This is a genomic window from Gemella sp. GH3, assembly GCF_013415425.1.
Classification (GTDB): Bacteria; Bacillota; Bacilli; order Staphylococcales; family Gemellaceae; genus Gemelliphila.
In genome coordinates this window covers 1-23,010 of the sequence record NZ_JACBYC010000112.1, presented here as the reverse complement: position 1 = coordinate 23,010, position 23,010 = coordinate 1, and the positions used below count along the sequence as shown (strand labels likewise).

The 23,010-nt window shown below is 26.9% G+C and carries 19 protein-coding genes; 12 read left to right on the top strand and 7 right to left on the bottom strand.

Annotated elements, in window-relative coordinates:
• Nucleotides 1-26: 26 nt before the first annotated feature.
• From HZY83_RS04665 to HZY83_RS04655, 3 genes are read right to left on the bottom strand one after another with little or no spacing between them, the layout of a single operon-like run.
• Nucleotides 27-2,249: a hypothetical protein gene (locus HZY83_RS04665; RefSeq protein ID WP_179942913.1), complete on the bottom strand. Its 2,223-nt coding sequence runs from the start codon at nucleotides 2,247-2,249 to the stop codon at nucleotides 27-29.
• A 22-nt stretch (nucleotides 2,250-2,271) separates the two neighbouring features.
• On the bottom strand, nucleotides 2,272-2,880 hold the full coding sequence (gene ytpR / locus HZY83_RS04660; RefSeq protein ID WP_179942912.1) for a YtpR family tRNA-binding protein: 609 nt from the start codon (nucleotides 2,878-2,880) through the stop codon (nucleotides 2,272-2,274).
• Nucleotides 2,881-2,890: 10 nt separating this feature from the next.
• Nucleotides 2,891-3,691 (bottom strand): DUF1444 family protein, encoded by an 801-nt coding sequence (locus HZY83_RS04655; RefSeq protein ID WP_179942911.1) that lies wholly within the window; start codon nucleotides 3,689-3,691, stop codon nucleotides 2,891-2,893.
• Nucleotides 3,692-3,857: 166 nt separating this feature from the next.
• Between HZY83_RS04655 and HZY83_RS04650 the strand changes: the two genes are divergently transcribed.
• From HZY83_RS04650 to HZY83_RS04595, 12 genes are all read left to right on the top strand, one after another.
• A complete protein-coding gene (locus tag HZY83_RS04650) occupies nucleotides 3,858-4,115 on the top strand; it encodes a hypothetical protein (protein ID WP_179942910.1) in 258 nt (85 codons plus the stop codon).
• An 84-nt stretch (nucleotides 4,116-4,199) separates the two neighbouring features.
• Nucleotides 4,200-5,552, top strand: a complete 1,353-nt coding sequence (locus HZY83_RS04645) for a heme-binding Shp domain-containing protein (RefSeq protein ID WP_179942909.1) — start codon at nucleotides 4,200-4,202, stop codon at nucleotides 5,550-5,552.
• A complete protein-coding gene (gene isdE / locus HZY83_RS04640; protein ID WP_179942908.1) occupies nucleotides 5,542-6,483 on the top strand; it encodes a heme ABC transporter substrate-binding protein IsdE in 942 nt (313 codons plus the stop codon). The genes HZY83_RS04645 and isdE overlap by 11 nt, the downstream gene beginning before the upstream one ends.
• A gap of 9 nt (nucleotides 6,484-6,492) precedes the next feature.
• Nucleotides 6,493-7,458, top strand: coding sequence for a FecCD family ABC transporter permease (locus tag HZY83_RS04635; RefSeq protein WP_179942907.1), 966 nt, complete (start codon nucleotides 6,493-6,495; stop codon nucleotides 7,456-7,458).
• Nucleotides 7,451-8,212, top strand: coding sequence for an ABC transporter ATP-binding protein (locus HZY83_RS04630; protein ID WP_179942906.1), 762 nt, complete (start codon nucleotides 7,451-7,453; stop codon nucleotides 8,210-8,212). The genes HZY83_RS04635 and HZY83_RS04630 overlap by 8 nt, the downstream gene beginning before the upstream one ends.
• Nucleotides 8,213-8,234: 22 nt before the next feature.
• A complete protein-coding gene (locus HZY83_RS04625; protein ID WP_179942905.1) occupies nucleotides 8,235-12,035 on the top strand; it encodes an NEAT domain-containing protein in 3,801 nt (1,266 codons plus the stop codon).
• Between the two features lie 128 nt (nucleotides 12,036-12,163).
• Nucleotides 12,164-15,442: a DNA polymerase III subunit alpha gene (locus HZY83_RS04620; RefSeq protein ID WP_179942904.1), complete on the top strand. Its 3,279-nt coding sequence runs from the start codon at nucleotides 12,164-12,166 to the stop codon at nucleotides 15,440-15,442.
• Between the two features lie 109 nt (nucleotides 15,443-15,551).
• The gene (pfkA, locus tag HZY83_RS04615; protein ID WP_179942903.1) at nucleotides 15,552-16,514 is read left to right on the top strand and encodes a 6-phosphofructokinase; all 963 of its coding nucleotides are present in this window, start codon (nucleotides 15,552-15,554) and stop codon (nucleotides 16,512-16,514) included.
• 69 nt (nucleotides 16,515-16,583) lie between these two features.
• Nucleotides 16,584-18,026 (top strand): pyruvate kinase, encoded by a 1,443-nt coding sequence (gene pyk / locus HZY83_RS04610; protein WP_179942902.1) that lies wholly within the window; start codon nucleotides 16,584-16,586, stop codon nucleotides 18,024-18,026.
• Nucleotides 18,027-18,223: 197 nt separating this feature from the next.
• Nucleotides 18,224-19,429: a sodium/glutamate symporter gene (gene gltS, locus HZY83_RS04605; protein ID WP_179942914.1), complete on the top strand. Its 1,206-nt coding sequence runs from the start codon at nucleotides 18,224-18,226 to the stop codon at nucleotides 19,427-19,429.
• Between the two features lie 257 nt (nucleotides 19,430-19,686).
• Nucleotides 19,687-20,025, top strand: coding sequence for a ribosome silencing factor (gene rsfS / locus HZY83_RS04600; protein WP_179942901.1), 339 nt, complete (start codon nucleotides 19,687-19,689; stop codon nucleotides 20,023-20,025).
• A gap of 3 nt (nucleotides 20,026-20,028) precedes the next feature.
• The gene (locus HZY83_RS04595; protein WP_179942900.1) at nucleotides 20,029-20,748 is read left to right on the top strand and encodes a class I SAM-dependent DNA methyltransferase; all 720 of its coding nucleotides are present in this window, start codon (nucleotides 20,029-20,031) and stop codon (nucleotides 20,746-20,748) included.
• A 46-nt stretch (nucleotides 20,749-20,794) separates the two neighbouring features.
• Here the strand turns inward: HZY83_RS04595 and HZY83_RS04590 are convergent, their stop codons facing one another.
• From HZY83_RS04590 to HZY83_RS04575, 4 genes are all read right to left on the bottom strand, one after another.
• Nucleotides 20,795-21,289, bottom strand: a complete 495-nt coding sequence (locus HZY83_RS04590) for a universal stress protein (RefSeq protein ID WP_179942899.1) — start codon at nucleotides 21,287-21,289, stop codon at nucleotides 20,795-20,797.
• Nucleotides 21,290-21,390: 101 nt separating this feature from the next.
• On the bottom strand, nucleotides 21,391-21,798 hold the full coding sequence (locus tag HZY83_RS04585) for a phosphate-starvation-inducible PsiE family protein (protein ID WP_179942898.1): 408 nt from the start codon (nucleotides 21,796-21,798) through the stop codon (nucleotides 21,391-21,393).
• Nucleotides 21,798-22,343 (bottom strand): immunoglobulin-like domain-containing protein, encoded by a 546-nt coding sequence (locus HZY83_RS04580; protein WP_179942897.1) that lies wholly within the window; start codon nucleotides 22,341-22,343, stop codon nucleotides 21,798-21,800. The genes HZY83_RS04585 and HZY83_RS04580 overlap by 1 nt, the downstream gene beginning before the upstream one ends.
• 57 nt (nucleotides 22,344-22,400) lie before the next feature.
• On the bottom strand, nucleotides 22,401-23,010 hold a 610-nt coding region (locus tag HZY83_RS04575), incomplete at its 5' end, for a lipoprotein intramolecular transacylase Lit (RefSeq protein ID WP_179942896.1).

The following is a 23,010-nucleotide window of genomic DNA, read 5'->3' as shown; positions in this document are numbered from 1 at the left end:
TCTATTTTAAGAAGCTGACTTATTTTTTATTTCTCTTTATTATTTTGTTTTTTAGGGATTCTACTATTTAATTCGATGTTCCAAGTTGCTTCTTTTTGAGAAGCTATTTCTTTAAAATAATTTTTACTAGTATTTTTATTATTTTTTGTTGTTTTATTATCTGTTATAGTTTTTGATCCATATACAGATGAATAAACAGGTGTAGGTTTATATTTTCCAATTCGTTTAGTAGTAGGAGATGATATTTTTTTCTCTATGTAAGATGTGTTATTTAGATTAGATGTTGTATTAGAATATTTTTCGAATATGGCTTCTAATTTTTTTTGATTTTTTTCTATAGTTTCCTTACTTACAGGACGATACCCATTGTCTTTAATTTTATATTCTCCAAAAGTAATAGAGCTATTTTCATCAACAAAATAATTTGTAACTTCGTTTGAATATAAATTTTCTACATAATGTATTTTTGTATCTTCTTTTTCAAGTTTTTCTTCAACTTTTGTGTTATTTTCCTGTGTTTTAGGAGGTGTGTATGTTTTTTCTTCTTTAAATTTATCTATATCATTTATTAATTCTTTTTTATTTGTAGAAGTAACTTCTTTTGTTAAACTATCTATACTTGTATTTTCAGATTTACTGTCAATATTATTTTGAGATGTTAATTCTTCAATTTCTTCTAAATCTAAGTTATAGTCACTATATTCTGTTAAAATATCTTTATTTTCTTTTTCTTTTTTTAAGTCATCGTATTTAGGATAATTAGGTTCGCTATCTTTTGCAATTTGCTCTATAGATATATCTTCTTCTACAGTATTATCTTTTTTATCTTGATTTTCTTGTTGTATAATTAAAAGATTTTCATTTAATTTGTTTATTTCTTCTGACTCGGATTCTTTTTCTTTTTCAACTATATTAGTTTCTATAATTAAATCATCTAATATTGTTTTGTTATTAGCATCTACCAAATCAACACTACTTTTTTGTTTGAATACTTCTTTTCTAAAGTTTTCTATATCTTCAGGTGATGATTCATCTTTATTTACAATAAGTTTTTTACTTACTTTATCTATATCATCTTCAAATAATTCATTGCTACCTTCTAGAACTTCATTAACAGATGTATATTTTAGTTTATCACGACGATCTTTTTCATTTGCATAATTATTAATTTCTATATCATAGTTTTTCATATCCTTTTTACTATTTTCTTCGTGATATTTTATTTCAGTTATAGCTTTTTCAATAGTAGATTGATCAGAATTACTATCTTTAGAAATTATTTTGTTATCTTTTCTTTTTATATTATTGAAATCTTTATTTAATTTTTCAATATCTTCTTTATTTTTCGATTCGCGTGCAGTTTCTTCTGAAATATTTTCTTCTGTTATTTGTTCTGATTTTATATTTGTACTGTCAATTATAGTACTTTTATCGTTTTCTATTATATCATTGCCTAAGTCTTCTATTTTTTTATCCTGTATAATACGTTTTATTTTCATAGAAGCTAGTGTTGGGTGAGTACGGCGATCTTCTCTTTCTGTAAAGAAATCTACTTCTTGAATAGTATCAGATTTTATCCCTAATTCTTGTAATGATTCTTTAATAGATTTATTTTCTTGTTCAGTTTTATCAAATTCTTCTAATGTTTCTAGTTTTGATGTAATTGTACTTTCATCATATTTATTTAATTTTATTTCTTGTTCTTCTTTTGTAATTAATTCTTCTTCGAAGTATGTATCAATTTCTTCTAAATCTTCTTCTGCTTCATTTTGTTTTGTAGTAGTCATAGAAGATAACTTATTTTTTATTTTAGACAAAAGTGACTCTTGTTTTTCGATATGCTCATCATCATATGAGCTGTCATCAAAATCATCTCCGAAAATATCATTTTCTTCAAATTCTGAATGGTCGTCTGTACGTTCATTTTTTTGACGTTCTAAATAAGTTTTGTAGTCTTCTGCTTCTTCTTCAAACCAACTATTAGTTTTTTTATCTTTGAAGAAAGTTTTTATCTTTTCTAATATACTTGATTTCTTTTCTAATTCGTAATCTTCATCTTCTTCGTCAAAAATATCTGAATCATTTATATCACTATCTATTTTTGAAGTGTTTTTTGTGTTAGTTTTTTCTTCTTCGAACCAAGCACTTAGTTTGTTTTTCTTTTTATCTGTTTTTTCATAATATTCAATCTCAAGTTCATCGTTATTTTCTTCTTTTTCGTCATCAAAGAATTTTTTCCAATTTAGCAATTTAGTTTCCTCCTTAAATATATTATTTTAAGTTTAAGGTATTAATTTTTTCTCCTACAGGAGAGTTATTATCTAATACCAGAATTCCTTTTGTATTCTCATCGTAAGGTAAACCTAGTTCTTTTTTTGAACATAGCATACCGTAAGATTCTACACCGCGTAATTTAGATTTTCTAATAAGAAGGCCACTAGGCATAATAGCACCTATCTTGGCAACTACAACTTTTTGACCAGCTTCAACATTACTAGCACCACAAACTATTTGTAAAATTTCATCATTATCTATTTTTACAGTAGTCACTGATAGTTTGTCTGCATCAGGATGCTTTTCTTTAGTTAATACTTCTCCGACAACGAAATAATCATCATTTGTACCATCTAAATCTATTTTTATACCATTTTTTTCCAAACGATTTTGTAGTTTTTCTTTTTGCTCATCTGATAATTCAATATTTCCGTTTCCTTCTAGTTTTAAATTTTCTATATTAAAAATATTTAATCCTACTAGAACACCATCATTATTTTTTATTAATGTCATATTCTTTTTGTTTTCATAGATAGTATTCTCATTATCTGATATTGTAATTAAAAGTGTTTCTCCTAACATTTTTTTGTTGTAAAAAAATAACATAATTTTCTCCTTATTCTACAAAAATAAATAAACTTTCTAAATTTTTATTATCATACTTAAATGTAATAGTTGTTATTGGTACTAAGCCTTCTGTAAAAAAGTGTACCATCATTTTTTGTAATATTTCTAATCCTTTTTTATTTTTTATATCTGCAATTATTAACGTATCTTGATGAGGAAGACCTATATAATATTCGCTACCTATTTTTTTATAAAAATATTTTAGTATACTATCATCTAACAGCCTTGCACCGTCATATCCGTCTTTTGCGTTTAAAAAATAAAAAGTATTACCTGCCACTGAATCAGTATTGTACTTTAAAGGCAGTTTTTTTAGGTTTTTAGTGGCATTATTTACTAATTCTTCTTTTGTTATATTAAAATTATTAAGAATTTTTTCTGATAATATGCGATAATTATTACCTAAATCTAATGAATAAAATATCTTTGTTTCATTAGTATGCTCAGATGATACTAATTTTTCACTACTATTTTTTTCAAAAGACGGTGCACGTAATATAGGATAACAATTTTTTAAAAATACTTCTTTAGAAATATCTAAATTATCAAATTTACTTTGAGCTTTTAAATTGTTAACAATATGATAAACAAAATCATAGACTAATTTATCACTTTTTTCTGATTGGTTATTATCTAATCTGACTATAAAATTTTCTATATTAATATTAGCTTTATAACCCTCGAAATTTATAGTATAAAATGTTTTGTTTTCTTTTTCTATTTTTTTTATTTCACTTTTAGGTAAGTGTTTTTTTATTTTATCTAAAATATATTTTTCAGTATAAAACATAACTTCTCCATTATGACTTTTATGTTTAATATTATAGCAAAAAAATGAGTAAATAGCGAATATTACATTGAATTTATTAATATTATTTAATAATAAATTTTAAACTTAATTGTAAAAAAATATATATTTAGATATAATGAAGTTGTTTAGTAACGGAGGTGGAATAATGGAAATAAAAATTTCTACTGAACAAATAAAATTAAAGTATAAAACTTGGTATAAAAAATATATTTTTAAGTTTTTGATAGTTAGTTTATTTTGTATTATTTTATCGTTAATTAATAATTATATTTTCAAAAATGAAAAATTGTATATGGCTATTAATATAATATTTCTTTTTTATTTTATATATACAGTATCCTTAGGTGCAGTTATTTTTATAAAATTTAGAAAGATAATAAAAGAAAATAATAAAAATAGTTAAAAAGTATTTTATTTTTCCTTCTTTAGTATTATAATAAATGTATATTGATAATCGTTATCATTATAAATATATAAGGAGGATAATATGAAAAGAATATTTTTAGCCGTAATAATTATTTTATCATTTATCGGTCAGGGAATTGTATATGATAAAAAAATTACTTACGCTCAGTCTAAAGTATATCACGTACCGGTATCTTTATGGCATGCAGAAAATAGTGGTAGGCTATCTATGGGAAGTAGAGCTGTAAGCTCTATAGCTCGTGTTGAAGAAAATGGAGGAATGTCAACTGTAACTGTAGAATTTGTACCTATGGAGTTTATGGATATGAATGGACATTTAATAGGGTTATCTGTTTATAGTGTTCCTTTATTTTCTGGTGGTCTAACAAGGGCAACAGTTGTAGGAACTTATCAAGATGTAGATTTAGATGGTAATATTGCTACTTTTCCATCTTTGTTGCAATTTACTAGATCTACTTTAAAAGAAGATAAGATTGGCGTGCAAGTAACTGTAGATGCAATGAATAAAGTTATGGGTGGTGATGCTTCACAAAATGCAATATTAAAGTTTAATTGGTCGGGAGCCAGTTTAATATCAGGATCTGAAGAACAGTCTGATAATAGTACCCAAACTGAAAATAAAGATAGTGAAAAGGCTTCATCAGAAAATAAAAATGACGCTCAAGAAAAAGATAGTAATGATGAAAATAAAAATGGTGACAAAAAAGAAGTAACAACAAAAAAAGTAGAAGATTACTTTAGAGATGATACTAAAACTAACCAACAAGGTGTCTATAATCTTGATATAACAGCGTCATATTTGAATCCGTTGACTGGTGTTACTGCTGACGGAGGATCACAAAATGTTGATATAGGAGAAGGAATGAGCCAAGGGGTAATATCACCGGTTAATGATGCTTCTACTTTAGATCAGGCATTAAATAATCAAAAGTCAAGTGGAGAAAAAAGATGGTCTAAAGCTCAACTTCAACGAACGTCTGATGGGAAACTTTATGCAACTGTTAGAATACATTTAATAAACTGGGTAACTAGAAATAATGAACAAGGTCCGTTTATAAAGGTTCTACAAAGCAATGGAGAATATAAATTGGTAGAAGCAGTAGAAACTAACGTTCATTTAGAAAAATATAAAGATAGCTATGCGGACTATCGTTTTGAGGTGCCCAGAGAGAACTTTTCTGCAATGATTCAAATGTTCGTTGAGCCTATGAATAGACCAGTTAGATTTTTTGTTGAAGTTAATTCTGATTCTATAGCTAAGGGATCAGTCGATGGAATGCAGATAATTGATGAAAAAAAATCTAACAATAAAATTTACTATATTATTACTTCACTATTCACTATACTTATAGTAGGCGTAGGTGTATATATTATTAGAAAAAGAACTCATAAGGTAGATAAAGATGAAAAATAATATAAAAAAATATATAGTTTTATTATTAACATTGTTTATTTTATCATCTTGTTCTAGCCAAAAAGAAGTCAATATAGAAAAAGATATAGCAGATAAAGCGTTTAATAGCACTTTGGACTTAAAAGGGATAAATAAAGATAAAAGAGCAGATGAAGAACAAGGTAAGAGGATAGTTATGAATTCCGTTGCTTTGGCACAACTTGCTGATGAATTGGAACTTAAATTAGCAGGAGTACCATCAACTAATTCAGGAAAATTACCTCAAAATTATAACCATGTTTATCGTATAGGGTTACCTATGAATCCAGATATGGAAGTATTAAAATCTATTAATCCTACTATGGTTTATATTCCAGATAGTTTGGCTGACTGGTTAGATGAAGGATTATTAAAACATAATATACCTCATAAATATGTTAATTTACGAAGTGTAGATTCTTTATACAACATAACAGAAGAATTTGCTACACAATATAATAAAAAAGATAAATATGAAAAACTTATTGATGAGAAAAACAAGTTTTTTGAAGATTACAATAATAGAATATCTGATAAAAAGAAACCTAAAGTTTTAGTTTTAATGGGACTTCCAAGTAGTTATGTGGTAGCAACAGAGAATTCTTATGTAGGGAATTTAGTTAAATTATCAGGAGCTGAAAATATAGTAAAAAGTGATAAAGAATTTGAACAGGTCAATATGGAATATTTATTAAGTCAAAATCCAGATTATATTTTGAGAGCTGCGCATGCTTTACCAGATGTAGTAATGAAAATGTTTGAAGATGAATTTGAAAATAATAAAGTTTGGAATCAATTTTCTGCAAAACAAAATAATAAAGTTATAGATCTTGATTACAATATATTTGGAATGACTGCTCAGTTTAATTATACACAAGGATTAATTAAATTAGAGGAAATATTTTATAAGTAGGTGATAATTATGGGGAAATTCAAAGTAAAATTATCATTTTTTATAATTATTAGTTTGATTGTTATTACTGTAATATTTTCGCTTTTATCAGGCAGTATAAAAATTAGCATTTCCGAGTTATTACAAGGTATATTTGGGAATTATAATATAGACTATATAGTTGATTTAAGAATTCCTAGAATAGCAATATCTTTATTAGCAGGTGCTGCTTTAGGAGTTAGTGGATTACTTTTGCAGACAAGTTTGCGTAATCCTTTGTTAGATCCAAGTATTATAGGAATATCTAGTGGAGCAAACTTATTTCTTTATATTGGCTTGATATTGATGCCGAATGTTATTTTTTATAAATCTATACTTTCCATAATGGGAGGTATTTTTGGATATATATTAATTTATATTTGCTCAAAAAATATGAAAAGTAGCGTTAGTGTAATTTTGGTAGGAATAGCTATTAATTCATTTTTTACAGGTGTATTGATTTTAATACAATATCTACGTAACTCAACAACAAGTATAAACATAAGAGCAACACTAGGAATGAAAAGTTTTGAAGATGTTAAGTTATTAATATTTTGGGTACCTATTTTCATTATAATTACTTTTATGTTGTATAAAATTTGTAATATATTTTTCTTGAGTGATAGAGATATTTTATCGCTTGGTATAAATGTTCAATTAATTCGTACAATATTATCTTTTTTGGCGATAATATTAGCATCAATAGCTACTAGTGTTGTAGGAGTAGTTGTATTTTTATCCTTAATAGTCCCGCACATTTCAAAAATTATTATAGGAAAAAATCATGTAGTTACTATACCTTTTACAGCTTTATTGGGTGGATTTATCTTTCTATTATTTGATACTTTAGGAAGAGTTTTATTTAGTCCGATAGAGATTCCAGCTGATGTCATTATGCTATTAGTGGGAGGTCCAACATTTTTAATTTTATTAAAAAAGGAGAGTAACTATGGATAAGATAATAAAAATTGAAAATTTATCTTTTGATTACTTGGGAAATCAAGTTTTTAAAGATCTAAATTTATGTATAGAAAAAGGTAAAATAACAACAATTATAGGAAAAAATGGTTGTGGGAAAAGTACGTTATTATCGATTTTAGCGGGTATCAATAAAGTAAAGAAGAAAACAGTTATTATCGATGATAGAGATTTGAATGACTATACAAAAAAAGAATTAGCTCAAAAAATTTCTATAGTTTATCAGAATAATATTGCACCAGAAGAATTAACTGTAAATGATTTGATTAGTTACGGGCGATTACCGTATCAAAAAACATTGTTTAGCAAGTTTAGTGATAGAGATTTTTTGATGATTAATCACGCAATAAATGTGACGAATTTAGGAAATTTAAAAGACATTTATGTGTCCAAATTATCTGGTGGACAAAAACAAAGAGTATTTTTAGCGCTAGCCATAGCTCAGGATACAGATGTTTTAATATTAGATGAACCTACTAGCTATTTGGATATTAAGTATCAAAAATCACTTTTGGATTTAATATTAATTTTAAATAGAAAATATAATAAAACTATAGTGATGGTTTTACACGATATAAATCAAGCTATAAGTTATAGTGATAAGATAATTGCTATAAAAGATGGAAATATTTTTAAGACAGGAAACTCTAAAGAATTTTGTAATAAAGATATTTTACGAGAGTTGTATGATACGAATATAGAAATAATAAATAATATAATAAAAACATGGTAATATAAAAAAGGAGATAAATAATATGGAAAGAAACAAAATTTTAACAATAGGAATAACGGGAGCATTATTTTTAAGTACAGGTCTTGCTTATGAATCTTTAAGTGATATAAATATCACAAATGCAGTAGAAAGTAGTAATGATACAGCTTCTTTGGATTATAAAAATTTAGCTTATGGAGAATACAATTTAAATTTCTCTGTAAAAAAAGCTGATGGGACAGGACTTTCTATGGCAGATGGGGCAACAGAAAAACCTGCGAAATTAATAGTTAGAAATGGAGAGTACAAAGTACAAGTTAAATTTATACCTATAAATTTTCTTAATACTCAAGGCTATTTAGGAAATTTATATTATTATTCAAATAACGTAAAAGAACAAGCTGAGATATTATCTTATTATACTGAAGCAGAAAAAGATTCTGCATTTGAAGTATACAAAAAAGAATACCCAGATCGTACAGCTTATCCTAAAGTTTTTGAATACCCTATAAGTAAAGAAAATATTCAAAATAATATTCTTAGTACTAAGATAGGAGTTTTTGTACCTGTAATGGCAAGTATATCACAGCCTCTAGGACATCAAGACGCTTTTATAGAATATGATTTTTCTTCTTTAAAGTTAATAAAAAAGTATAATGAAGAACCAAAGAATGAGGATTCTAAGAAAGAAGAAAGTAATCCTACTCCAGAAACTCCAAAAGTAGAACATAAAGAGGAAGTTTCACTAGTAAATATTAGTACAAAAGATGAATCGCCTAGTAAAACTAGTGTTCGTAGAGCAGTAGATCCGGTAGCCACTGTAATAAATGATAATGGAAAAAAAGTTTTAAAAGTTAGATATTATAGTAAGCAGAAGTGGGGAGCTGAACATTTGTACGATAATGGACTTTGGAACGTATTTTACAATTACGATGGCTCAGAAAATAGAACTAAATTAGAAAGTAAAGTAGTAGAATCTGGAGAACATTATGAAATTTCAGAGGTATTAATTCCTTTAGAAGATGGTAAGAATATATATTTATTTGGAGAAACACAACTTAATGTTCATACAGGAACTACTAGTATATCATACGGAATTATTAATTTAGGTGATAAAGCAATAGAAGACGATACAAAAAAAGTAGAAGCACCAAAGCTACTACGTGTTGACCAATTTGGTAAAGCTTTAAAAGATAGTTCAATAGAAAAATTACCTTTTGATTATGAAAAAAATGGAAAAATCTATTCTCCATATACAGCAGATAACAATAGAAAATTCAAATTAGCTGATGGTAAATATGCAGTAGAGCTTCAATTTGAACGTTTAGGATTAACTCAAAGTGATTTACGCTATGTAAAATATACTTTGGATGGAAGTGAACCAACTATGAGTTCGAAAGGAGCAGATTTAAGGTCTCAGAGCTCAGATGCAACACTACCTTCTAGTTTATTTAGAATGTTTGTAAGTCCTTTAGAAGATATTCCTAACTTTAGTAAAAATGGAGGAGATGTTGTTGTAAAAGTTAAAGGATTTAATTCTGATGGAACTAAGTCTTCTGAAACTAAAGAATATGTTTTACCATTTTCTCAATATCATATAGACCAAGTTCCTGTAGATATTAATATATTAGGAAATACTTATTCGTCATTCTTAACATCTAATAATACTTATAATTTAACTGAAGATGCTACATTATCAATTGAAAACGTGCAGGATAATTACAAGAAAATGTTTGAAGATGCTACTAAAAAATTAGGATTAACATATGTAGAGGTTAAAAAAATATCTGTAGTTAATAAAAAAGATAGTAGTAAATATACTCCTAAATATAAAGACGGCTGGAATGCAGATAAAAATCCATTATTAAAATTAGAAATCGCAGACTTTACAGATAATAAAGATAAGCAAGTATATATTTATGATATGCAAACACATAGCTTAAAGCCGATTCCAACGACAATTTCTAAATATTCAAATAAATTTATTTTTGATATTAACCAACAAGAAGGTTATTATGTTATAGCAACTGCTAATAATGCGGAATTATTAAAACAAGAATTGGATAAATTGAAATCTACAGTAGAAAAAGCTAAAAATGTTTTAGAAAATGCTCCTACTTCTGATGAAAAATTAAAATTAGATCAACAAATAAAATCAGCTGAAAAACTTTTATCAAGAGTGAAATCAGCTAGATTAGATAATGTTTTACGTACCTTAGAACAACTTAATAAAGCTATAAAGTCTATAGAAAATGTAGAAGATAATAGCGATTTAATAGAGAGAAAAGCTAAATCGTTAATAAATGGTGCGGAAAATCAAATTTTAAAAGAATTAATAACAGATGAACAATTAAAAACTATTACACAGTTGAAGAATGGTTTGAATAATAATATATTAGATAAAAGTATAGCGGAGCAACTAGAACAGCAATTATCAAATTTACAATATAGAGATAAAGTTCAAAATGTAGATTTTATGATTGAGAATTATTCTAGACCAGGGATAGAATCAATGGCTAGTGGAATTTTTGATAAAAATGCTAAGTTAATCTATACTAATGGAAAAGCATATTTAGAAGTAAACTTAAAAACTATGGAAATATTTGGAACACGTGCGCATTTAACAGAACTAGATTTCTTTAGGGGAGAATTAGATAAAGAAAAATTAGCCGTACATTCAATTCTTAAGTACGAAGACAGTGATTCTACTGGAAAAACAGCATTGTTCGATAAAAAATTATTGATTGAATTGAATGAAGAAGTAAAAAATAGCTATGATATGCGTTTAGGTAATGATGGTATGGGTGGAGCTAAGCCACAAGCTAAATTTGTTATCAAATCAAATATAGATAAACCTAAAAAGATTACTACAGAAGATAAAGTAGAATTAGAAAAAATAGGTTTTGAAACTAAAATAGTAAAAACTGATGAGCTAAAAGAAGGCGAAACTAAGGTAGAAATAGAGGGAACTAATGGTGAGAAGAAGATAATTAAACGCCAATATTTTGAAAATGATAAATTTATAAGAGAAGAATTAATTTCAGAAGAAGTTGTTAAAGAACCTGTAACTAGAGTTATAAAAGTAGGGACAGCTCAAGATAATAAAAATGAGCAAAACAACTCAAAATTAGATATTAGAAACTTAGCTGATGGAGAATATAGCATAGGGGTAGAAATACGTAATTATACTACAGAAAGTAAGTTGTCTATGTCTGATGGTGCGATACTTAAGCCAGCTAAGCTGATAGTAAAAGATGGAAAATATAGAATAGAACTGACTTTTACACCTTTGACATTCTTGAATCAAAGAGGATATTTAGGGAACTTGCAATACTACGAAAATGGAATGAAACATCAAGCTAATGTATTAAGCTATTATTCAACTTCTGAGATAGATAAATTCTTTGATGTATATAAAGTAGCCTTTCCTAATAGAACAGCTTATCCAAAAGTTATTAGTTATCCAGTAGATAAAAATTCTATTAGTAAAGATGGCATATTAAAAACTCGTGTTAACGTTTATGTACCTGTAATGGCATCAATATCTCAAGATTTAGGAAGTCAAGATGCGTTACCTGTATATAATTTTAATAATCTTAAATTAATAAAAATTTATGAAGATGGGTCTAGTGAAGGAATATTGCCACAAGAAGATAATAATTTACATAAGCAAAGTAATATTTCTAGTTTAAGTTCACAAGGAAGTGGCTACAAAGGTGGACAACTTTTAGCACTAGATTCTAAAGGAAAATTAGCTAATACAGGAGTTACATTGATGAATACTTCTATACCAGGATTAGGTATGTTATTATTAAGTGCCGTTCTTTATAGAAGAAAAAGATAAAAACAAATAGTTTTAAAACAAAAAAGAGTAATATGATAAATTCATACTACTCTTTTTTTATTTAAATTATAATTTTGAAAAGCCTGCTTCTATATAGTATAATTTATTAGAGAAAGGACGTGGAATTTATGAAATATTATAATTTGGAAGTGCATAGCTGTTATGATTTATTAAATAGTACTATAAAACTGGAAGAATTGTTTTTAAAATTAAAAAATAATGGAATAGATGCGTTGTGCATAACTGATCCTAATATGCACGCTGCTATAAAAAGCTATCGCTATGCTCAAAAATATAATATTAAATTAATACATGCATTAGAAACTAAAGTAAGTTATGAATTAAGTTTTCTGCGTATTAATATATTATGTCGTAGCGAGAAAATGTTTCAAATTCTATTACGCATATCAACACGTCTACATACTGATGAAGCTGAATTTTATTTGGAAGAATTGCTAAGAGAATTAAAACCTTATAAAAATGAGTGTACAATAATTATTCCAGATGAAATTAAATCAATAAATAGAGTTCAAGATATAATAAATGAATTAAACGGATTTGACTATTACTTTGGATATAATGAAAGTTATAATTGTGATATTTATTATGATATAAAAAATGTAGTTTACACTAAAGCTAGTTATTATTTAAACTTTGATAATTATCAACCGCTTATTGTAGCTAGAGCGATTAAGAAAAATAGTAAATTAAATATTGATGACTTAATTACAACTACTGGTAATGAATTTGTTTATACTAACGAAGATTTTGTAAAATTATACAATAATATAGTAAATGCAAAAGATAAAGAAATTATAAATAGAGCTTTAATACAGCAAAATAATATAATATCAAAAATTAATTATAAATTGAATTTTGGTGGATACCATCTTCCTAAATATACTTATGGAGATAATGAAAATATATTTAAGGATAAGTCTAGTATAGAGTATCTAACATATCTAGTATTAAAAGGAGCTAAGCAAAAATTAGTAGGAAAAGATATGTATATTTACAAAAAACGTTTTGAGTACGAGTTGAAAGTTATAGAAGATATGGGATTTGTTGATTATTTTCTTATAGTTTATGACTTTATTAAATATGCAAAAGATAATGGTATATATGTAGGAGCAGGACGTGGAAGTGCGGCGGGAAGTTTAGTGTGCTATTTGTTAAATATTACAGAAGCAGATCCGCTAGAATACAATTTAATTTTCGAAAGATTCTTGAATAAAGATAGAATTTCTATGCCTGATATTGACATTGATTTTCAAGATACAAGAAGAGATGAAGTAATTAAATATGTTGAGAAAAAATATGGCTCTGAAAAAGTAGCTCAAATCATTACATTTACGACTTTCCAGACGAAAAGTGCAGCTAGAGAAAGTGCTAGAATATTACAATTTTCAGATAAGAATCTAAAGTTAATAAGTACTTTACTTAGTTCAGATAAAACATTAATGCAATGTTACGATAATAATGTGGAATTAAGAGATTTTGTAAATAGTTCAGAGCAAAATAGTCGCTGGTTTAAAGTTGCGTGTAGTTTAGAGAATCTACCTAGAAATAAATCCGTGCATGCAGCAGGAGTTGTAATAAGTGATAATAAAAACTTAATTGAATATACAGCATTAGAAAATGCAAATGTTACAAAATACTTAACACAATGGACTATGGATGATTTGGAATATATTGGATTATTGAAAATAGATTTCCTAGGTATTAGGTATCTAACAATGGTAGATAATATTGTCAAGGAAATAAAGAAACTTGATTCTAGTTTTTCTTTGGACAATATAAGTTATAAAGATAACAAAGTTTATGAATTGTTTAGTAGTGGAAAAACGGAGGGTATATTCCAGTTTGAGTCTAGTGGTATGAAAGAAAAATTACGTATCCTTAAACCTACTGAATTTAATGATATAGTAGCAATGAATGCTCTGTATCGTCCAGGGCCTATGGCACAGATAGAAACATATGTTAAAAGGAAAAATAAAGAAGAGATTGTTGAATACCCACATCCTAAGTTAGAAAAAATATTAAAAGATACTTACGGAGTTATAGTTTATCAAGAACAAATAATGTTGATAGCTGTGAATTTTGCTCATATGACATTGTCAGAAGCTGACAATATGAGAAGGGCAGTTAGTAAAAAGAAAAAATCAGATTTAGAGAAGTATGGCAAAATATTTATAGATAAGTCTGTAAAATCAGGATATGATAAAAATGTTGCGAAGAAAATATTTAATCTCATTGTAACTTTTGCTAATTATGGATTTAATAAATCGCATGCTGTCGTTTATAGTATGCTAGCTTATAAATTAGCTTATTTGAAAGTATATTATACAAAATATTTTATGAACTTTTTGCTAAATAATGTTATAAATAGCGAAAAAAAAATTAATGAGTATAAACAAGAGTTGAATAATGTAGGAATAAACTTATTGAAACCTGATGTAAATATTAGTGAGGTTAATTTTACAGTATTTAAAGATAATATAATATTTTCTTTAATATCTATAAAAAATGTAGGTTGGCGTTCTGCTAGTGAGATAGTCAATGATAGAAAAAATTATGGTAAATACAAAGATATAGATGATTTTTTGAGAAGAATGGAAAAGAAAGTAGATTATCAAGCAGCAGTTTCTTTGGTAAAATCTGGAGCATTAGACAGTTTTGGTTACAATAGAGCAACTTTAATGAATAAAGTAAAAGAATATTATAATGATAATAGAGATAATATAGGAGAAGTGCGTCTTGCAATAAGTAGTATTAGCGGACTAACTCTTAAAGTAGAAGAAGTAGAAGACTATACTGTACAAGAGAAAATTAAAATGGAAAAAGAAGTAACAGGTACATATTTCTTGAAACATCCTGTACAAGTTGATAAAGAAAAATATTATTACTTACCATTAAAATATATATCAGATAAAGAAGCGGATAGTTATGTAGAAGTAATATCTATACAAGAAATTACAACGAAAAAAGGAGATTCTATGGCGTTTTTAACTGTTAATGATGGTATGATGGATTACTCTGTAACGGTTTTTCCTAATGTATATAAGTATGCACGTTCTTTACTGAAGAGACATTCATTTTTAGTATTATCTTTAAAGCCACAATTTAGAAATAATAAGATGCAATATATTTTGGAAAAAATGTCGACATTAAAGAACTATGAAGAATACTGTTTGAATAATATCAAACAAATTTATGTTCTAGTGGATAATGAGAATGAAAGTTTTATAAAAAGTTATATTGTACCAAATGGAAACGTAGAGTTAATATGTATTTTTAAAAATAAAAATAATTATACTACAATATTATTTGTCCGAAACGAACATTTATTTGTTAGAAATTATTTAGAAAAATACCCTAACAAGTCTATTAAAGTGAGTTATAAGTAAAGTGCAAACAAACAAATTTAAACAATTTTTTTTGTGTTTTTACTAGAAAAATTATTAAAAGTATGTTATTGTAGTATACGTATAATAAAATTTTAAGAGGTATTTTAAAATGAAAAAAATTGCAGTTTTAACAAGTGGTGGAGACGCACCAGGTATGAATGCTGCTGTTCGAGCGGTCGTTAGAACAGCTATTTACAATGGTTTAGAAGTTTATGGAATTTATCAGGGATACAAAGGTATGGTAGCTGGTAATATACAAAAGTTAGAATTAGGAGATGTTGGTAATATTATCAATAGAGGAGGAACATTTCTTTATTCAGCACGTTTACCAGAATTTGCTAATCCGGAAGTAAGAAAAGGTGCAATCAAAAACTTAACAGAACTAGGAATTGATGGTTTAGTAGTTGTAGGAGGAGATGGTTCTTATAGAGGAGCTATGGCACTAAGTAACGAAATGAATATCAAAACTATAGGGGTTCCTGGTACTATAGATAATGATATTAATGGAACAGACTTTACTATAGGATTTGATACTGCCCTAAATACGATAATTGATGCTATAGATAAAATTCGAGATACGGCTTCGAGCCATGAAAGAACGTTTATTATAGAAGTTATGGGACGTAATGCAGGTGATTTAGCTCTTATGGCAGGTATCGCCGGAGGATCAGAATCTATACTAATCCCAGAAAAAACAGAAGATATAGACGAAGTTATGGAACGTGTTCGTTATGCTGAATCACGTGGGAAAAAACACTCTATTATAGTTTTAGCAGAAGGAGTTATGTCTGCTCCAGAACTAGCTAAGATTATGAAAGAAAAATATAACGAAGACGTTAAATATACTATTTTAGGTCATATTCAACGAGGTGGAACACCTAGTGCAATGGATAGAGTACTTGCTTCTAGATTAGGAAACTACGCTGTACAGTTATTGTTAGCTGGATCATCTGGAAGAGCGGTAGGTATCCAAAATAATCGTTTAACTAGTACTAAGTTTGAAGATGTTTTCGAAGACACACATACAGTAGATTTAGAAATGTATGAAGTATCAAAACAATTATCAATATAGTTAATACAAATATATAAAATAATATACTAAATATAATATAAAAAATTTTGTAAAGAGGTAGTTAATAAAATGACAAAAAAGACTAAAATTATTTGTACAATAGGACCAAAATCAGAATCAAAAGAAACTTTAACACAGATGTTAGAATTAGGAATGAATGTATGTCGTCTTAATTTTTCACATGGTAATTATGAAGAGCACGCTGCAAGAATAAAAACTATAAAAGAAGTTAGAGAAGAAGCTGGAAAAAATCTTGCTATCTTACTAGATACTAAAGGTCCAGAAATTAGAACTAATCAAATGGAAAATGGAGCTATCTTGTTAGAAAAAGGCAAAGATGTTGTAGTTTCTATGAAAGAAGTCTTAGGAACTCCAGAAAAATTCTCTATTACTTATCAAGAGTTAGTTCATGATGTAAAAGAAGGAGATACTATCTTACTTGATGATGGACTAATCGGTCTTACAGTAAATAAAGTAGATGTAGAAAAAGGTCTTATCTATACAACTATTCAAAATGGCGGAGTGCTAAAAGATAAAAAAGGTGTAAATGTACCAGGAGTTTCTACAAAATTACCAGGTATTACAGAAAAAGATGAGCAAGATATAAGATTTGGATGTTCTCAAGATATTGATTTTGTAGCAGCATCATTTGTTCGTACAAAAGAAAATGTTTTAGAAGTAAGACGTATTCTAAAAGAAGAAGGTTGTGAATATGTACAAATTATACCTAAAATCGAGTGTCAAGAAGCTATAGATAATATTGATGAAATTATTGAAGTTTCTGATGGGATAATGATTGCTCGTGGAGATTTAGGAGTTGAAGTACCAGCAGAAGAAGTACCTATTATTCAAAAAGATATAATTCGTCGTTGTAACAAAGCTGGTAAATTTGTAATAACAGCTACTCAAATGTTAGATTCAATGCAGAAAAATCCTCGTCCAACTCGTGCAGAAGTATCAGACGTAGCTAATGCAATATTTGATGGAACAGATGCAATTATGTTATCAGGAGAATCTGCAGCAGGAGCTTATCCAGTAGAATCTGTAGAAACTATGGCAACAATAGCTCAACGTGCAGAAGATATGCAAGATTATTCAACTATAATCAAAAAACGTGCTAAAAAAGTTCAAGGAAAAGATATAACAAACGCAATAGGAATTTCTGTAGGATATACAGCTCTTAACTTGGATTTACACACAATAGTAACTTATACAGAATCTGGTCAAACTGCAAGATTAATATCTAAATATAGACCTAATGCTGCAATATTAGCTGTAACTCCTAGTGAAAAAGTTGCAAGAAGTTTAAGTTTAGTTTGGGGAGTAGAAGCAAAAGTTTCACACCAAGTAACTTCTACTGATAATATGCTAGATACAGCCAAAGAAATAGCTATTGAGGCAGGATATGCTAAGAAAGATGATGCGATTATTATAACAGGAGGTATACCTGTTAATACAGCTAAGAGTAGTGTAGGTACAACAAACTTTATTAAAGTATCTGTAATTGACTAATATTGTATATATATAAAATATTTTTATATAATTTTAAAATAAAAATAGTGGTTCATTAAAGAATTTATTCTAGAGAAAAGCCACTATTTTTTATTTTATTAATTATAATCTTGTAAGAAAAAATAACGTGTATTTGTATAGAATTTTATAATTTATTATAATAAAGAAAAATTATGTAAGGAGGTATATTATTGACAATGTATACTATTAGTATGGATATGATTCAAACTATAGGTCTATCTGTTATAGTTTTAATTGTAGGAAGAATACTAAGAAAAAAGGTTAAGTTTTTTGAAGTATATTGTATTCCATCGCCAGTTATAGGTGGATTTTTGTTTTCAATTATTCATTTATTGTTAAATAGGCTAAATATACTAAGTTTTAATTTTGATACAACATTACAAAAATTTTTTATGACTGTATTTTTTACTAGTATAGGTTTTAATGCTAGTTGGCGATTGTTGAAAGTTGGAGGAAAAAAGGTAGGTTTATTTTTATTCGTTACTATAGGGTTAGTTGTCCTACAGAATGTTGTAGCATTAGGAGTAGGTAAAATCTTAGGTATTAATGAATTTTTATCTTTATTAACAGGCTCTATAGCTATGACAGGAGGTCATGGAACTGCTGCGGCAATGGCTCCTATTGTTGAAGATATGGGAATAAGTGGAGCTCAAAGTATAGCGATAGCTGCTGCAACTTTTGGTTTAATAGCAGGGTCTACATTAGGAGGACCATTAGCTAACTCATTAATAAAAAGAAAAAAAATAGACATTAAAACAGAAAATTCATCTGTAGATAAATTAAAAAATGATGAGTTTTTATTCGATAATAATATTAAAAAATTAGATGGTGATAATTTTGCTAAAGCATTTTTCATTATTTTGTTTTCTATGTTTTTAGGAAGTTATTTGTCTACATTTTTAAATCAATATTTAAGTTTCCCTAGTTATATAGGTCCTATGTTAATAGCAGCTATTATTAGAAATATTTCAGACTATACTTCGAAATTTGATGTTCACTACGAAGAAATAAGAATTTTGGAAGATGTATCTTTGAATATATTTTTAGGAATTGCTATGATGACATTGAAATTATGGGAATTATCTGGGGTAGCCGGATCTTTAAGTATATTACTATTATCACAAGCTATTCTTGCTTTTGTTTATTGTTATTTTGTAACTTATAAAGTTATGGGAAGCAACTATGATGCTGTAGTGTTATCTTCTGGGCATATAGGATTTGGTTTAGGAGCAACTCCAAATGGAATAGCCAATATGCAAAGTGTTAGTGATAAATACGTATATTCTAACTTAGCATTTTTTGTATTGCCAATAGTAGGAGCACTGTTTATAGACTTCTTCAATATAGCTATAATAAGTAGTTTCTTCTCTTGGTTATCATAAATTTAATGTAATTAAAAATCTATTTTAGCTAGAAGATTTTCTTCTAGCTATTTTCATAAATAAAAAAATTAAAATTAATATTTGTTACTAATTTAAAAGTAGAGTTCATATATTTTTAAATTTATTAATTTATATAACATACTTACTAGGAGTAAAGCAGTTAATATATTGATTTTGTAAATAGTTCAGTGTATAATTGTCTTAGTAATTTAATATTTAGAATATTGTAATAAATTTTTTAGAGAAAGAGAGAACAAATGACAGTAGAGAAAATATTAACGACAGTAGTAGATGCTTGTGATGAAAAACATGGGTATGATATTGTAGCTTATGATTTGACTAATGCAGGAATGCTGTATGATTACTGTGTTGTGTGTCACGCTCCTACAAACCGTCAAGTAGAGGCGATAGCTAATGAAGTTAAGGAAAAAATACAAGAATTAGATGAACCTATATACAGCATGGAAGGAATAAGAGAGGCCAAATGGGTGCTTATAGACCTAGGAGATGTAATAGTTAATATTATGACTAGAGATGATAGAGAGTACTATCAAATTGATAATTTATTTGAAAAACACCCTATTAAAGAGGTTTAATAAATGTATAAAAATTTAAGTATTGTGTATGATAAGTTAATGGATGTTGATTACGCTACTTATAAAAATATTATAGATCAAGAATTAGTAGATAAGAAAGATTTACTAATTCTTGATTTAGGTTGTGGTAGCGGTGCATTAATAGAACATTTAGCTAATTATGGAAAAGTATACGGAATTGATAAGAGTGAAGAAATGCTATCGCTTGCCAGTAATAAATATCCTAAAGCTAGTTATATTGCTATGGATTTATTAGATATTAAAAATATTAATCAAACTTTTGATTTTGTAGTTAGTGCTTTTGATGTTTTAAATTATTTAGATAATATTAAGCAATTTGAAAGAGCAATAAAAAATGTTTTTGACAGTTTGGAAGATGGAGGTATTTTTGTATTTGACATACATACACCCCATAAAATTAATAAAATGATTGATACACAATTATATGCTTACGAAGACGACGATATAAATTACATATGGTTTACATACGATACGGAAAATGTATTAGAGGTAGAAAGTGAGATAACATTCTTTATAAAAGATAAAAATAATCTTTATAAAAAAGTTTATGAATTTCAAAAGCAAAGAACGTATAATATATCTGATATTAATAAGATTTTATTGTCTACAGGATTTAAAATAAAAGATTATTTTTGTGATTTTGATAAAGAAAATAAAAATTATAATGATTCAGAAAGAATCATTTATATTTGTGAGAAATAGCAAAAAAGAGAAGATTACAAATCTTCTCTTTTTTTAAATCTATTTATTAGTCTTCTTTTTGGAATTCTAAAGCAACTTCTGGAGTGAAATCTTTAGGTATAGATTGTTGTTTTATGATTATTACATCAGATTTTGCGTAACGTACTATTCCTTCAGAAACAGAACCCATAATCATTCTTTTGAACCCTGTTAAACCAGAAGATCCACATACAATTAAATCAATATTTTTCTCTTCAACTATATCTTCGCTAAGAACAACTTTAGGGACACCTTGTTCAACTATTCCTTCTACATTAGATAGTCCAGATTCTTTAGCAACACGAACATAACTTTCAACTAATTCTTTCGTTTTTTTGTAGAAAGAATTAAAAATATAAGGATCAGAAAGTCCAGAAGTCGCTATAGTAGAATCGATAACAGAAGCTATAAATAATTTAGATCCTTCATTTCTCTTTGAAATAGCAACTGCATTTCTAAATGCCCATTCAGCTTGTTTAGAACCATCTACTGCAACCAAAATGTTAGAATATTTATTTTCCATAATAAGATACCTCCTATCTTTGTATAACTTTATTATATCATAGATAGTAAAAATGTAAAGCGTTTTTCAAAGCTTCTTAAATACTTATAATTTTTGTAGATTTAATCGTGTTTAACAAACTTATTAACTATAGCAAGACTACATGATAGAAGAAAAATGGAGCTTCCCCAAACCAAAGTGTTATATGCTACGTCATGATCAATTATAATTAATCTTATTATTGCAGTGATACCTATGTAAATAAAATATCTTAAAGGGAAATGTGATTTACTCTTAAAGTATTTTACTATTAAAGCTATAAACTCAAAGTATAAGAAAAATACTATTATTTCTTCTATAATAGAACGAAAAGTATTATTATCTTGTGGATATATACTAAGTTTAACTATTTTCCAAGCTTCAAAGAATAATAGAACACATAGAGCTAGAGCAACTAATAATAAAGCTATATTCATTAAAGCTAATATGATAGATGATAATTTTTTATTATATTCTTCAAATTTACCCATTAGTCTACAGTTATTATTCTCCTTCTTACATAATTTTTGCCATCTATTTCTACAGAATATACTACTTCGTATTCTCCTTTAGTAGTTGTATCAACATTAGAAGATATTTGAACTTTATCCAAATAAGAGACGCTAGCTTTTCTTGCGATGACATCTTCTTTGTTAACTTCAAAATTTTCGTTTAATTTAATTGTAGTATTTTCGGGAACAACGAAATAAAAAGTTCTTTCTAATCTACGTTGCATTCTTTTTCTATATTTTTCCGCGTCTTCGGCAGAAACCTTTTCTCTTAATTTTTCGTCTACTAAGGGCATTAATTCAACTTCTGTATCGGCAATACAAATTCTGCTATTTACTAATGTAAAAGTTTGCTTTCTTCCTGGACCACAATAAGATTGACATCCTATAATAAATTCAGCGTTAGGTGCTTTTTTTTGTAATTTAGGAATTAGTGTTCTAAGATTTACGCCTAGACATTCATCACAAATACGAAAGATAACTTTTTCATCTGTTATTACAGATTTATTATTTTTTTGCTCGTTCATTATATCTCCTTTCATAAATTCAAATAAATTAACTTAATAATTATAACACAATAACAATTATTTTTTAATTTTTAACTTTTTTGTTAATATAAAGTTTATTATTGCTAAGCTTGAAAATATTACTAATATAATGATGATTATTTTAGTTACTAGAGAATAGAAAAAATTCTCAGAAAACATTTTAATCAAATTGGATTCTTCGGGAGAAAGGAGCCATAAGTCATTTGTAAAAATGACTTCGTGAAATTTAATCCAAAAATAATTAAAATTTATACTTACTATTAATGTTATTGAAAGTAAAACAACTATAAAAATAGCAAACGATAATTTGAATTTTTTAGTTATATTAGGTAAATAATGTTTATCTAAAAATAATAATATAAATGTAGACAATAAAAATAATATAGTTATAACAGTTGTAAAATAAAAACTTGTTGAATAAATGTTTTTAACATCTATCATATGTAATATATCTTTTTTTGTAAACCAATTAGCGTCTAAAGAACCATTACCTTTTAGATAATCTAATAAATTTTCTGTGTAAAATAGTAATTTATCATCAGTAATATTTAAATCATTGGCTGTATTATTCTCTAAATAAAAATTTTTATAAATTTTAAAATTAAAAGGAACAGTTAAAATAGTCCAGAAAATTATAGATAGAAAT

What these genes read in the sequence shown, in the direction of transcription:
- HZY83_RS04630 (WP_179942906.1), top strand. Translation starts at nt 7,451, where the DNA reads ATGGATAAGATAATAAAAATTGAAAATTTATCTTTTGATTACTTGGGA.
- HZY83_RS04650 (WP_179942910.1), top strand. Translation starts at nt 3,858, where the DNA reads ATGGAAATAAAAATTTCTACTGAACAAATAAAATTAAAGTATAAAACT.
- gltS (WP_179942914.1), top strand. Translation starts at nt 18,224, where the DNA reads ATGTATACTATTAGTATGGATATGATTCAAACTATAGGTCTATCTGTT.
- isdE (WP_179942908.1), top strand. Translation starts at nt 5,542, where the DNA reads ATGAAAAATAATATAAAAAAATATATAGTTTTATTATTAACATTGTTT.
- HZY83_RS04590 (WP_179942899.1), bottom strand. Translation starts at nt 21,289, where the DNA reads ATGGAAAATAAATATTCTAACATTTTGGTTGCAGTAGATGGTTCTAAA.
- ytpR (WP_179942912.1), bottom strand. Translation starts at nt 2,880, where the DNA reads ATGTTATTTTTTTACAACAAAAAAATGTTAGGAGAAACACTTTTAATT.
- HZY83_RS04655 (WP_179942911.1), bottom strand. Translation starts at nt 3,691, where the DNA reads ATGTTTTATACTGAAAAATATATTTTAGATAAAATAAAAAAACACTTA.
- pfkA (WP_179942903.1), top strand. Translation starts at nt 15,552, where the DNA reads ATGAAAAAAATTGCAGTTTTAACAAGTGGTGGAGACGCACCAGGTATG.
- HZY83_RS04620 (WP_179942904.1), top strand. Translation starts at nt 12,164, where the DNA reads ATGAAATATTATAATTTGGAAGTGCATAGCTGTTATGATTTATTAAAT.
- HZY83_RS04580 (WP_179942897.1), bottom strand. Translation starts at nt 22,343, where the DNA reads ATGAACGAGCAAAAAAATAATAAATCTGTAATAACAGATGAAAAAGTT.
- rsfS (WP_179942901.1), top strand. Translation starts at nt 19,687, where the DNA reads ATGACAGTAGAGAAAATATTAACGACAGTAGTAGATGCTTGTGATGAA.
- HZY83_RS04595 (WP_179942900.1), top strand. Translation starts at nt 20,029, where the DNA reads ATGTATAAAAATTTAAGTATTGTGTATGATAAGTTAATGGATGTTGAT.
- pyk (WP_179942902.1), top strand. Translation starts at nt 16,584, where the DNA reads ATGACAAAAAAGACTAAAATTATTTGTACAATAGGACCAAAATCAGAA.
- HZY83_RS04645 (WP_179942909.1), top strand. Translation starts at nt 4,200, where the DNA reads ATGAAAAGAATATTTTTAGCCGTAATAATTATTTTATCATTTATCGGT.
- HZY83_RS04635 (WP_179942907.1), top strand. Translation starts at nt 6,493, where the DNA reads ATGGGGAAATTCAAAGTAAAATTATCATTTTTTATAATTATTAGTTTG.
- HZY83_RS04625 (WP_179942905.1), top strand. Translation starts at nt 8,235, where the DNA reads ATGGAAAGAAACAAAATTTTAACAATAGGAATAACGGGAGCATTATTT.
- HZY83_RS04585 (WP_179942898.1), bottom strand. Translation starts at nt 21,798, where the DNA reads ATGGGTAAATTTGAAGAATATAATAAAAAATTATCATCTATCATATTA.